The following is a 12,938-nucleotide window of genomic DNA, read 5'->3' as shown; positions in this document are numbered from 1 at the left end:
CAGCGTAAGGCCAACGAGTTTTGTGATTCAGTCGGCAGACGGCTGGGATTTATGGTGCTTCCTTCGAATGGCGTTTTCGACGGCGACACCTACGAAGTGGGGAGCATCAATCTCGAGTGCCTCGCCGATCCGGCGCAACATTTCGAGATCGAGGTTGTATTCTTCTCCGCCGAGAATGCGCTCGATGTCGGAAGCATCGACGGTCGCCTTCCGAGCGACTTCGGCGAGGTCGATCTGTTCGCTTCGGACGAGTGCGGCAAGTGCCTCGTTAAACGGATAATGACCGAAGGCGACTTTCGCGTGCAGGATGCGATTTTGAACGACTGTTTCCTCCTTGCGGGTTTGAATAAAGCCCCGCCGTCCCTGCAGCCAGGTTAAGGCAGTTTCCGCCGAAACCTTGGCAGGCTTGCCTCGCGTCTCAATGCCTTCTTTGCTCAATGAATTTCGGACGGCAGCTTCCGTCATGCTGGCAAGAAGCGCTAGCTCCCTGACGGAAAGATCGTCCCCCTGTTCGAGTTTATATCGGCCGAGCGCCATATCGACGACATGACGTGCCTTGCTGTCATCATATAGATAGGGAGATAAGCTTCCCTCGAAGGACCACGGGTTGACCCCGCGACCGAACGCAGCCACTTCGATGTCTTCGTCCATGCCGTAAATCCAATAGGCTCCGGTCTGGAACGCATAGTCGTAGGCGACATCAAGATTCCTCGTGACGTCGAAGCGCTTGAGATCGACTTGTGCGAGATCGTCTGTCTTTGCGCTGTCGTGCCAGTCATCGACGTTAACGCCGAAGAACACGACAGCCATCTCAGGATTGCAGACCAGCGCGACCTGAGATGCCTGGCAATAGAGGATGCCCTTCAGTTCCTCCAGCATTTCATCTTTCGTGAATGGCACGTTTCCACTGGCTTTCTCGTTCATGCGAATTCCCCAAGCTTGGCGAGGCGATCGATCTTATCGGTCAGCCGTTCCCTCGCTGCCGCGAGCTGCTGCGCGTTCGTTTTGTCGGAAAGCAGGTGCGCCTCCTTCGCGCCAACGAAGGACGCTACTCTCTCACCGTTTGCGCCGCTGGGATGCGGCATTCCATCCAAGATTTGTTGGGGGCGTAGATGGCCAAGGTTCACAAGGTGGAGCAAGGCCATTGCAGGCTTAGGGCAGAGAGGAAGCCACACCGCATCTGGAAGCATCCGAGCTTCTTCACCGAGATACCGTTCGATGAGGGTTCGCAGGATCGGTGTTTTGATCATGTGCGGTGTGCCGTTGTAGTTTTCGCCATCAACGAACACCGGATACCGCAATGCAGACGTGAAATGGACCTGTTCGCCGGCAGCCGTAAAGAGCTCGTCGGCCGAGGCGACTCCGAATAGGCGATTGAGGCCGATGCAATCGAGCATGCGCACGAGATTAGTGCGCATCTGCTTACCGCTGAAGCTGGCCGTCAGCTTTGCCGTCCTCAATGCCACCTCGACAGCGTCGCCGCGTCGGAGAGATTGGCTTGCCGCCACAAGGGCGTTTGTTGCCTGCGCTCGTCCTGGTGTGATTCCGACGATCACAAGCCGCGAGTTCGTGGCGACATGGTCGAACGGTGAATACGTGACCTCAAGATGGCCATCGCGTTTGTATTCGAGGGCTGATTTGATAGTGGGCTTGGCAAGGGGGTCTGTCGTCCTCACAGAGCTGATGATCGGTGCGTAGCGGCTGAAGTTGTCGATTGCTTTATCCAAAGCAGCAGACTCCTGTGGCATGGTTACTGGCGGTAGAATTTTTTTGAGGGAACGCGCAGCGGTGACGATCTGCTGCTTGTCCCCGACAACAAGGAAGCTATTGCGGTATTTCGAAAGCGTTTGAAATTCTTGGGCGGTTAGCTCGTTCTCGGCCGAGCGCAGGGCTTTCCGTGAGAGAAAGATGCTTGTCGCGCCCTTGCTGTTTCTCGACTCTCCAAATCGATAAAGGTTGCCGATGATCGCCTTCGGTATGCCTCGTTGCTGTGCCCGGGCAATTGCATGTTGTGTCATTTGAATTTCCATGACGCCCCCATCGAATAATTATGGTGATATAGCAATATCATCGCCATCATATCAATAGCTAAACGTGGCAACGGTGAATAATATTTATCATTATTGCGCACAGCCTTTGAGGACACTGCCGTCCGTGGAGCGATCGCCAGAATACAGATCGCGAATGCGCCATTACCCGACGCCTTGCCGACTTTCCGGCCAGTCTGAAGCCAGTAGCGAGCTTTTGGCCGGTTCCCGCAGCGGGCGCTTGGTAGCGTCAAATAAACCAACGCGTTGTTGTGCGTCGTGCGACCTGGTCGCTATATCTGTCGGGCTATAGCTCGTTTATTGGCGACCTTCGCGCCCATCGCCGAGTCGGGGAACCCATGGCCTTATCTGACTTGAGGACTGAAAACCTGAGCCGGATCAGCGACCAACCGTGGCGTCGGAGAGGCTGCGCCACCTTCTGCGACCGACCGGGCGCAATATGCCGCCCGTGGCGTTCTGGGCGACCCTCCCCTGCCTCCACACAGAGGTTAAATATAGGACTCCAGTACCCGGCGATTCCGTATAGGGAATCCAATGCTTTGAGTGCCGCGCCCTCAGTGCTCTTCGAAACGGAGCCTTCAATCCTCGTAGAAAGCAAGGAAGAACCGAAGGTGGAACAGACGGCCATCAAACGTCGTCCCATGCCGGAGTTCCTGAGAAAGGCGCTGGAGGATCGCCAGCAAGCCTGGAAGGAAGAGGAAGCACGAAAGCAGGTCAGACGTGAAAGCCGTCAGCGTGGCCACCAGATGGGGTATGGACGGAAAGATGTACCAGCAGCCATCGAAATAGTTTGACTGCATCTGGCGGGGCTGGGAAACGACGGGAAGAGGTTTCTTCTTCACCTACATCGCGGTCGCTGATCGATTTCACGCCTGACCGGTATTTCTACCCTGCCAACTTGCCATCTCCATTAAGGCTTTGTGAACCATAGTCAGTTGGCGGCCCCATCCGGCCAACCTGGCATCATGACGATACCGTTCATTTTAGACATTGATAAAACGGCGAAGTCTGATGACAAGCATCCTCACCAACATCTCGGCTATGGCGGCCCTGAGTACACTGATCAACGGTCGGCTCGGTGATGAGCAGGAAAGGATGTCGTCGGGCCTGCGGGTCAAGACGGCGGCCGACAATGCGGCCTATTGGTCGATCGCCACCACGATGAAATCAGACAACAAGGCGATTTCAGCGATTGCGGACACGCTTTCGATCTCTGCTGCGACAATCGACGTGGCTTACACCGGACTGAGCAACTCGATTGCCATCATTTCCGAGATCAAGTCGAAACTCGTCACCGGCAGGGAACCTGGAACGGACAGGTCGAAAATCCAGAAAGACATCTCGCAACTTCAGGATCAGATGAAGACCGTGGCCCTGTCCGCATCCTTCAATGGCCAGAATTGGCTCGCAGCCGATCTCGGCGTCACGAATAGGCGCATAATTTCCATTGAGAATTGAGCCATGTGAACCTTCCACCTTCCACCCAAAGCGGTGAGCGACGGGGGCAACGAGTGAACCACATGCAATTCAGCGGCGGCGGTGTTGTTCTTGTCGTGACTTATATCAGGCCCCGTTTTCGCCTCTTTTACTTGGCCGAACCAGAATTAATAAAGTTAACTATAAGTTAACATGCGCCTAAGTTGTCATTGCGTTGCAATTAGACCCTTGGTAGATCAGTGCAAAAGGCGTAACAGTGATTTGTGGTTGATTGGTATGGCGGGGGCTACATGCCAAAGGCAGGAAACTTTCATTTCATCAGATCAACGAAGGTCAGGTCCTCGGAAGTTCTGTCCGCCAAGGGCGCTTCCCTGTGGTCGGGGTGCGACGCAACCTTTGCCCGCATAGACGCGTTGTGCGGCGACGGTGCGTCGAGGATTTTCGCCGAGCCGAACGTGAAGCGACAAGACGGGGGAGATGTCCTGAACGTCGCTTGGTTCGGCAGCCATGACGACGATCCCAAGGAACTGTCTGCTATAGACCGGGGCAAGCTGTCTCGGATCGAGGAGGACCTCGTCCGGCGAATAGGCAAGCTTAAACCCGCGCTGAACGATCCGGAGATCGGCGAGACCGTCGCCGCTATGCTCAACGTGTATGACCACGGTTCGATCATGGCCGTGGGAGAGCATGCGATCCTCACCAACTGGGGCGCACTACCCGCGGAGGCGACAGCGACCCAGAGCGCATATGCAAGGCACACCGACGACACGGTCGGACGGTTCATCGGGAGCAACGTGGCGACACGGCTGCCAGGCAAACAATGGGCGAATGCGGGGAAAATAGAAGTCCGGGAACAGGCTCACGTCACGCACGCCGCACATGCGGCTCCGGTCGTGGAGAAGCAGGCCGTGGCATCGGCAACGCCCTCAATCGTCGCAACCGCTCCGTCACGACACCATCGTTGGTTGGCACCTGCCGCTCTAGTCACCTTGTTCGGCGGTATCCTCGCTTACGTTGCATGGCCAGGGAACCTCGTATACGAGCGCGAAAACCGGGGCGATCAAGGTGTTCTGACACAACTGAATACGGCGAACGACGAACTGACACGGCAGATCGCCGTGTTGCAGACGGAAGCCGGCAAGAACGCGTGCGAGATAGACAGAGCCCTTGTGGGGCTGCCTCCCTTGGAGAATTCACCTGTTGGGCAGGGTGGGTGACGCGCCATGAGCCAGTTTATCGCGACCACGCCTTTACTGAATATGCGTCCCGTCGGCTCGGCCGCCGAGCGGTCTCTACCACGCCTGCAGGCAATCCTGGAGCGAGAATTCAAAGGGAAAATCGGTCTAAGGCTCGCGGAACCCGTAGCGCGCGCCGACGGATCGGGTATCGACTGGTATGCCGAAACCGATGATCAGTTGACCCAGCTCACCTCGCTTCCCGACGAACTTGCGGACTACTACAGGAAGCGCCTCCAAGCCGAGGTGTCCGTCATTGCGGCCGCCGCAGGTAGGTATGAGGAGAAAAACGATCAAGCAGCGCGAACCACGGCCGCAGCGCTTCGTAACGCAATCTGCCACCCGGGCGACGAGTTCATCTGGCTTGGAGGCGATGTTCCTTCAGGGAAGGCTTCCATCATCCTCACCGCCTGGGGATATGAACCTCGATCGTCGGAATTGACCGGGAGTCATACGATCAATCGCCGGGACCGGATTTTTCCGGCTACGCAGCAGGTCGTCATCGACCAAAATCTACCGCACGAAGGAGAAGCAGTCGCCAACTCGACATCGACAAGCGCGTTGGCAAATTCACCTCAGAGGGATTGGCTTCGCGTCCTTTCGTCCGTTCTTTGGGCATTTGCCCTGATCCTTCCTTTTGTCATCGGCTGGATGCTTCTCCCCGCATGCGGCGTCCGCATGCCATTTAGCGGAACCTACGTGTTTGGATGGGGAGACGGAGCATTTTGCCGCCAGATCGCCGATCCCCAGATCGAGGCAAAGCAGGCGGACGCAAAAGCCCTGACGACAGAATTGGCATCTCTCACGGACCAAGTACGAGGAACCGCGATGCAGTGCGTCCCCGTCCCATCCGTCGATCCGGTTGACGAAGTGCGAAAACGCGTGACCGAGGCCGGTGTCGAACTCAATCCCAACGAAACCACGATCAGTCTGCTCTGGAACAATACCCACGACCTCGATCTCTACGTGATCTGCCCCAACGGCAAGAAGGTCGCCCATGATGCCCTTGCATGTGGAGGGCGGCTTGAAATCGACAGAAACTACAGGGAGCGGGTCGACCGTCCCATCGAACATGTGCGCTTCGGCGAATCGGCTTTGATGCCGGGGCGATATGGCGTGGAAGTGAAGTACTTCGGCACAAACGAAAGCGGCCCGCCGACCTCCACTCCCTTCGAGGTGGTCGTCGAGCAAAAGGGGAAAGAGCCGATCATCAAATCCGGCGTCGTTCAGGACGAGAAGGAAATCGTCAAGGTTATGGAGTTCACAGTCCCATGACAGTTGTCCGAAACATAACCTGCATAATGGTGAAGGCATGCTAACAAACCTAGCGGATTTCAGCGAGGGGCTGACACTGGTTCCCGACAGCGGCATCCAGTTCGTCGAGTTTGGATTCGATTTCGACCAGACGCCCCGTCTGTCCCGCTCTTTCGTCGAACGCAATTCACCAGGGCAGGTAGACGCAGACGGCAAGACGCTCGTGCGGCTTCTGACAAACTGGAAAGACGACGATCCGACCGCGCCTTTTCCCCATTCCTCTCACGCCGACGATGTCGCGAACTACGAAGTCAACAAATCTCTGGCGCTGAACACCTTCCTGAATAGGTGGGTGCCGATGCCGTTCTTCAAGATCGAACCCGGCAAGGACGACTTCGGGAACGAAATCTACTCACAGGGACCGACCGACTGGGTGCGCGTGCGCGTGACGGAAACGCGCAAGACCTACCAGGACGAAGAGGCGACCCACCGAGTCATCTTCGCGTTCGACACTTCACTGGCTCCCAAGAAGCCGAACCGGCCCTACCTTGCGCCCACCCCCGAGGATGCGGGGAGGACGGAATCCTTCCGGCTGATGAGCCGCCTGCCCGACATTATCTCGTTCCTGTCCCACAAGATCACCGTTCCCGACAGAGGCGACGTGGACGTTCAGCAGTGGGTAGACGACTGGTTGCGAGAAATTTTCAAGAACTTCAAGAAGCAGGAAAAGCGCGGGCGCGAGCTTCGTGCTGACGATTTCCCCTACAGGTTCGAACATCTCGCGCGTTACATCACGTTCGTCCAGTTCATCGCGAGCGCGATCGAGATCGGGAAGGTGACCTTGATCGACACGGTGAGCGACACCAAAGCAGTCCAGCCGATCGATGTCGATCTCGTGTTGGACATTGGAAACTCCCGTTCGTGCGGCCTTCTCATTCAGTCATTCCCTGACGATATGAACGTGGACCTGAACAACTCGCTCGTCATGGAGTTGCGTGACCTCTCGCGACCCGAGCTGGTCTACCGCGACCCTTTCGAAAGCCAGTGCGAACTTGTCGCGGCGGAATTCGGCACCGAGGACAAGGCGCGTCGGTCCGGACGGTCGAAGGCGTTCTTCTGGCCCAGTCTTTTACGTATCGGCCCCGAAGCCTCGCGTCTGCGGGGAGAGTCCGAGGGAACCGAAGCATCGACTGGCATGTCGTCTCCAAAACGCTACCTTTGGAGTTCGGACCCTGTTCTCCAGCCCTGGAAGTTCCGGTCGGCGACGCCGGACGAGGACGGAACGCTACAGCCCCTCGTCGAGCGCACCATGTATCGTTTCGTAAACGACAGGGGCGACGTGCTCGAGCAACTCGAGACGGACCGTCAGAACTACAAACTCAAGATCATGGAGCAGGAACTCCAGACCGCCAGCCGATTCTCGTTCTCGAAGTCGTCGTTCTTCACCTTCATGCTGGCCGAGATCATATCGCAGGCAATGTCGATGATGAATAACCCGGGGGTCAGGCGCGAACGCCGACTCAAGGACGTTCCACGACGGCTTCGCCGGATCATCATGACGATCCCGTCGGCGACGCCGGTACAGGAGCAGCGCATCCTCAAATCGCGAGCGGAGGCGGCGGTGAAGCTGGTCTGGTCGCTCGCCGGATGGAGCGAAACGGAAAACGGGATCAACAGCAAACGCCCAGAAGTACACTGCTCGTGGGACGAGGCCAGCTCGGTCCATCTCGTCTATCTCTACGGCGAGGCGGTGCAAAAGCTAGGGTCGATCCGCACGCTCTTCGACCTCCTCGGAAAGGACAGGATCAGGCCGGATTCACTCCCTGCGGGCAAGAACAAGGGGAAGGAGGAACGGAGCCTCAGGATCGCAAGCGTTGACGTCGGGGGCGGCACCACCGACTTGATGGTGACAACATACTTCCAGACCGACAACGTGGCGCTCTATCCCGAGCAGAATTTTAGGGAAGGCTTCCGCATCGCTGGCGATGATCTCCTCAAGACCATCATCGAGCGGCTGGTCATTCCCCGCCTCGAAGACCAGCTCAGGGCAGCCGGGGTCGGAAGCGCCAGGAACTTTCTCAAGGACCGCTTCGCTGGGGATAATCCCACGATGTCCGAACAGGAGAAGCACCTCAGGCGTCAGTTCGTGCTTCAGGTCATGCAACCCATCGCGATCGGTATCCTTTCCGAGTGCGAAGCGATGTCGGCGAACTCGAGGCACACGGAAACCCGCAAGGTGTCCAGCTTCTTCGACATGCGCGGCGACGAAGAAGCCGAAGTTCCAGTAGACGAAAGGATTCTTGGCTACATCAAGGAGAAGGCTCACGCGCTTGGCGCGAAAGAACTTCGGATCGCCGATTGCGACATTTTTATCGATCCGGTCGAAGTAGACGAGTGCGTCCTAGCCACATTCGACAGCGTGTTCGACAATATCGCGGAGGCGATCAACCACCTCGACGCGGATGTCGTGTTGCTGACCGGTCGGCCCATGCGACTTCCGCAAATGATCAGCCTCTTCACGAACAAGATGGCCGTCAGGACCGATGCCGTCATTCCGATCAGGGATTACCGTGTCGGGACCTGGTATCCGTTCCGAGGGGTAAGTAATACCCATATCGACGATCCAAAGACCACTGCGGTGGTCGGAGCGATGCTCTGCGCGCTGTCAGCATCGTCCATCACCAACTTCACGCTCTACTCGCAATACCTACGGATGCATTCGACGGCGCGCTACATCGGGCTTCTCGAGAACGGCACGTCGCTCGCGGACGAGAAGTTGCTGTTCCACGACATCGACCTCGACAACAGCGGAGCGACGGACGAGGCGGAGTTCGATTATCACAGCCCTGTCCGCATAGGCTTCAGGCAACTGCCGCTTGAGCGCTGGGTGGCGACGCCGCTCTACAAGCTGACAGTGGCCCAGTCGAGGTCGACCCGCAACGTCGCGCGGCCGATCAAGGTCACGATCGCGAGAAACGCGCAGAACGCGGACGAGGAGGAGACTAACGAGGCGGCTCTGATGACCAGCGAGCTCACCAGAGAGGAATTCGTCATCGAGGACGCCGAGGATGCTTCGGGCGCACCGGTCAAACGCCTGATGGAACTGAAGCTGGATACGCTGGCAATCGATACTGGTGACGGGTACTGGCTCGACACCGGAATTCTATCCATTCAATAAGTCGGGCGATCATCATGCAAGCCGAGTTGAAGAAAGTATGTAGCAACGCCCTTGATCTGGCCCAGCAAAGCCTTGTCTGGGTTTCGGATACGGCGAATGCCGACCGGGTTGGCGCGAGCCGCAAGATCGCGGAGCAGCAGATCAGGAAATCGATTATCGCCGCCAGGAAGGCGCAGGCGGCAATCGACCGTCCGATGTGCGTCGGCGTTTTCGGGCCGAGCCAGGCTGGCAAATCATACCTCGTGTCGGTCCTTGCCCGCGACGGAGACAAGCCGCTGATGGCCCGTTTTGGCGATCTCGGCCGGGACGTGGACTTCATCCGCGAAATCAATCCAGGCGGCGACCGGGAATCGACAGGCCTCGTCACCAGGTTCTCCATCCGCCAGGAGCCGAGCCCGCCGGGCTCGCCCGTTGTCCTCAGGATGCTGAGCGAGACCGACATAGCGAAAATCCTTGGCAACAGCTTCTTCCTCGACGGCGAACCCAAGAAGCGACCTCCCCTCAAGCCTGATACGGTTCTCTCTGTCCTGGATACGGCTAGGGCGCGCGCAGGAGCCAGGCCGTCGCGCGGTCCGAGCGAAGAAGACGTGTGGGATTTGCAGGAGTACTTCGAGAAGCAGTTCTCGGGCCTCTCGTACATCGAGACCTTGTCCGCATACTGGGAAACCGCAGCCGATCTGGCACCGCGGCTCTCGGTCGAGGATCGCGCCAACCTGTTTTCAGTATTGTGGGGTGGCATTCCGCAGTTCACCCGCGTGTACGTGGAACTGGTGTCTGCACTTGAGAGGTTGGGCTTCCCCACAGACGCCTACTGCCAAATCGACGCGCTCGTCCCGCGAGACAGGAGCATCATCGACGTCGCGACCCTGAGCGGGCTTGGAACCGACGGACAGACGGAGGACCTTTCAATCCGGTCGATGACAGGCGCACCCGTCATGCTTGCCCGCTCGGTCGTGACAGCCTTGGCCGCCGAATTGAGGATCGCGATCGCCGACCAGCCGTGGCCCTTCTTCGAGCATACCGACCTGTTGGACTTTCCTGGGGCGAGAAGCAGGCAGAAAGTCGATTTCGAGAACTTCTTCGACGACAAGCCCGACGCGCTTCAGGACCTGTTCCGACGGGGCAAAGTAGCCTTCCTGTTCGACCGATATGTAGCCGAGCAGGAGATTTCGAGCATCCTCCTCTGCATCAAGCCGTCCAACCAGGAAGTCGTCGAACTGCCGGACATGATCGACAGGTGGATACAGACGACGCACGGAGCCACCGCCGCGGACCGTGCGAGGGCAGAGACGGCGCTGTTTTTGGTCCTGACGATGATGGACCAGCACTTTAACGAGCGGGCGGGCGACGAAGGGAACAGTCCTTCGGATCGGTTCAAAGCACGTCTGGGGTCGTCGTTGACGAGTTATTTCGGCAAGGCGCACCGCTGGCCGTTCGAATGGACGCCGGGCCGACCGTTCAACAACACCTACTGGCTGAGGAACCCGAACTTCAAGGCGGAGTTCATGATCCGCTACAAGGGGAACACCGAAGTCGAAATCCTTCCCGACAAGGTCGAAAAGGTCGCCGTCCTCAGGAAGGCGTATCTCCAGGTCGAGGAAGTACAGGCGCATTTCGCCGATCCCGCCCGCGCTTTTGACGAGGCCCTCAAGCTCAACGACGGCGGCGTGAACTATCTCGCGCAGAACCTGGCGGCGATCTGCCGCCCGGAAATCAAGTTCAACCAGATCAAGGAGCGCCTCGCCGCCATCGGCCAGGAAATCCGGCGCGTGGTTTCGCCGTACTTCGTGGACAGCGACATCAACAAGCGGCTTGAGGAGCGTCAGGAGGTATCCGGTCGGATACTCGCGGGTCTCTCAGAAGCCTGGGACCGCAACCAGTTCGGCAGCGCCATCAGGATGCTGCAAATCTCGCAGAACGGGATATCCGAGCATCTGCATATCGCCTATGGAAGCCGACTCAGGGGATTCTCGAACGGAGACGACGGCCCTGTGGCGGGCACCGAAACGCCGACAGTCACGCGGAAAGCACCCCCGATCCCCGGCAAGGCCGCGCCTCCATTGCCTGGAGGCAAGAAACCCGCAGCCGCGGCATCGAAGGCCTCCGTAACCGCCGTTTCCGCGGTCCCTCTCAAATCCATGCCGAAAGAAGCTTATCTCGCGCGGGCGGCGGTTGGTCACTGGACCGAGAACCTGTTTGCGATGACGCGAAACGACGAAGCTTTACAGGCCATGGGACTGGATGCGGAAACAGCGGGGGAACTCGTCTCGGAACTGATCGCCGGCGCACGGCGCTCGGAACTCGAGGGACGCATCGCCGTCGACCTACAGAAGCTGGCAGGGAATGCCATTGAAAGACCGGACATCCTGCTCGAAAAGGCCGGCTTCTTCGCAACCAGCCACATTAACCGGTTCGCCAGCACCCTTGGCTTCGACATTGTACCTGAGGACAAAAGGCCACGCGCTCCTGACGGCTCCGAAGACGGAACGATCAGCGTGTTTGCGAAGCGGCCGCCCAGGGCGAACTGCGACGGCCTGCCGCCCGAACGAAACAACTTCGCCTATCTGGCGCTTTCGGAGTGGATGTACGCATTCCACCAGCTGGTCGTGGACAACGTGATGTCGGGCGAAGGGTTCACGCTGAACGTGGAGCAGAACGAACGGCTGCGGACCATCATCGTCGGCCTCGGAGAATCTGCCTCCTCGATCCAACTTGGAAAGGCGGTCTGATGAAAGAAGTCCGCATCGAGGTTCTCGAGGACGAGTCGCGCTACTTCGGTCATGCGCTGATCACGTTCCACGACGCCCATCTCCCGGAGAGCCCGCACCGGCTTCTCGTATCCCGCAAATCGACCGACACCCCTTATCTCGGGCCTGACGGGTGGCAAGCTAGCCCTATCGCGATGGATGTCGAACTTGTCTCACGGTCGGATTCCAAGGTCATCCTAAGGGCTGGCCCGGCAGTTTGCGACCGCATCCCCTACAGTCTCTATGTAAGGCTGCAGGTCGAGAACGCTGAAACTTTCGGTCAGGCCTTCTGGCCAGAGATCATGCAAAGTCCCAAGGGATATTCGGGGACGCTGTCAGAACCGCCGACAATCCCTCCCAAGACGACAGAGATCGAAGCCTTGGTGGAGGAGCAGCCTGAACTCTTGGTCGTACGGCCTCCTTTGCCTGCTCCGGTGGAGCCGACGGTAACCTTGAAAAAGACCGAGCCTGAGGCGGAAAAGGTCGAAGCCAAGGAGAAGCGGAAACGCAGTTACGCCTGGGCCTACATCCTTCTGCTTCTGATCCTCGCCGGAGGCGGTGGCTTTGCTTACTGGAAGTGGGGTCCTCTGAACAGCCCGGACAGCCCCCTGCAGGAAGCGGAAGCCACCACGCCGACCGACCCGTCGGAATCTCTTTCGGCCAAGTTCGAGCGCCTCAAGGCGTCGGACGACGACGGGGACGAATTGCTGTCGCTGACCGAAGAAGCCTTCGACGCTGGGGACACCGTCATCGCCAACCAGGCGATCAACATCTCCGTCGCCCGGGGGAACACCACTGCAAAGCTGACGCAGGCAAAGTGGTACGACCCGCGAACCTTCGACGACAGCCGGGTGCAGGCGATCGATGCCAACCGCGCTGCACGCGCCTATTTCGAACTCGCTCTGGGTGGGAACGCCGAGGCCAAGAGCCTGCTGACATCGATCTGCGAGGCCTCAAAGTCCAGCGATGGACCCTACCGTGATTTCTTCGGAAGCACCTACTGCCAAGGGAGCCTTGACCCATGAGGGCCGAAACCAGG

9 protein-coding genes are annotated in these 12,938 nt (G+C 58.4%); 7 read left to right on the top strand and 2 right to left on the bottom strand.

From position 1 onward, the window contains the following. Positions 1 to 27: 27 nt before the first annotated feature. Together FA04_RS03070 and FA04_RS03065 are read right to left on the bottom strand one after the other, a co-directional pair. Positions 28 to 924, bottom strand: coding sequence for a helix-turn-helix domain-containing protein (locus FA04_RS03070; protein WP_156552942.1), 897 nt, complete (start codon positions 922 to 924; stop codon positions 28 to 30). Beyond that, positions 921 to 2,018, bottom strand: coding sequence for a hypothetical protein (locus FA04_RS03065; protein WP_051659621.1), 1,098 nt, complete (start codon positions 2,016 to 2,018; stop codon positions 921 to 923). The genes FA04_RS03070 and FA04_RS03065 overlap by 4 nt, the downstream gene beginning before the upstream one ends. Before the next feature lie 641 nt (positions 2,019 to 2,659). On the opposite strand from FA04_RS03065, the gene FA04_RS34990 reads away from it, so the two are divergent. The 7 genes from FA04_RS34990 (at position 2,660) to FA04_RS03030 (ending at position 12,924) form a co-directional block, all read left to right on the top strand. Then, the gene (locus FA04_RS34990; RefSeq protein ID WP_156552940.1) at positions 2,660 to 2,842 is read left to right on the top strand and encodes a hypothetical protein; all 183 of its coding nucleotides are present in this window, start codon (positions 2,660 to 2,662) and stop codon (positions 2,840 to 2,842) included. A gap of 217 nt (positions 2,843 to 3,059) precedes the next feature. After that, the gene (locus tag FA04_RS03055) at positions 3,060 to 3,506 is read left to right on the top strand and encodes a flagellin N-terminal helical domain-containing protein (protein ID WP_051659622.1); all 447 of its coding nucleotides are present in this window, start codon (positions 3,060 to 3,062) and stop codon (positions 3,504 to 3,506) included. A gap of 269 nt (positions 3,507 to 3,775) precedes the next feature. Continuing rightward, positions 3,776 to 4,702 (top strand): hypothetical protein, encoded by a 927-nt coding sequence (locus FA04_RS03050; RefSeq protein WP_034802265.1) that lies wholly within the window; start codon positions 3,776 to 3,778, stop codon positions 4,700 to 4,702. Between the two features lie 6 nt (positions 4,703 to 4,708). Beyond that, the gene (locus FA04_RS03045) at positions 4,709 to 5,995 is read left to right on the top strand and encodes a hypothetical protein (RefSeq protein WP_034802267.1); all 1,287 of its coding nucleotides are present in this window, start codon (positions 4,709 to 4,711) and stop codon (positions 5,993 to 5,995) included. 37 nt (positions 5,996 to 6,032) lie between these two features. Further along, the gene (locus FA04_RS03040) at positions 6,033 to 9,152 is read left to right on the top strand and encodes a virulence factor SrfB (protein WP_034802269.1); all 3,120 of its coding nucleotides are present in this window, start codon (positions 6,033 to 6,035) and stop codon (positions 9,150 to 9,152) included. A gap of 14 nt (positions 9,153 to 9,166) precedes the next feature. Then, entirely contained in the window at positions 9,167 to 11,881 is a 2,715-nt protein-coding gene (locus FA04_RS03035) for a virulence factor SrfC family protein (RefSeq protein ID WP_051659623.1), read from the top strand. Continuing rightward, positions 11,881 to 12,924 carry a hypothetical protein gene (locus FA04_RS03030; RefSeq protein ID WP_034802272.1) on the top strand — a complete coding sequence of 348 codons (1,044 nt, stop codon included), beginning with the start codon at positions 11,881 to 11,883 and terminating at the stop codon, positions 12,922 to 12,924. The genes FA04_RS03035 and FA04_RS03030 overlap by 1 nt, the downstream gene beginning before the upstream one ends. Positions 12,925 to 12,938: the final 14 nt, after the last annotated feature.

The sequence above is a fragment of the Ensifer adhaerens genome, assembly GCF_000697965.2.
GTDB lineage: Bacteria > Pseudomonadota > Alphaproteobacteria > Rhizobiales > Rhizobiaceae > Ensifer > Ensifer adhaerens.
Note: the sequence above shows the minus strand (reverse complement) of the source record. Positions and strands in the feature narration are given on the sequence as shown.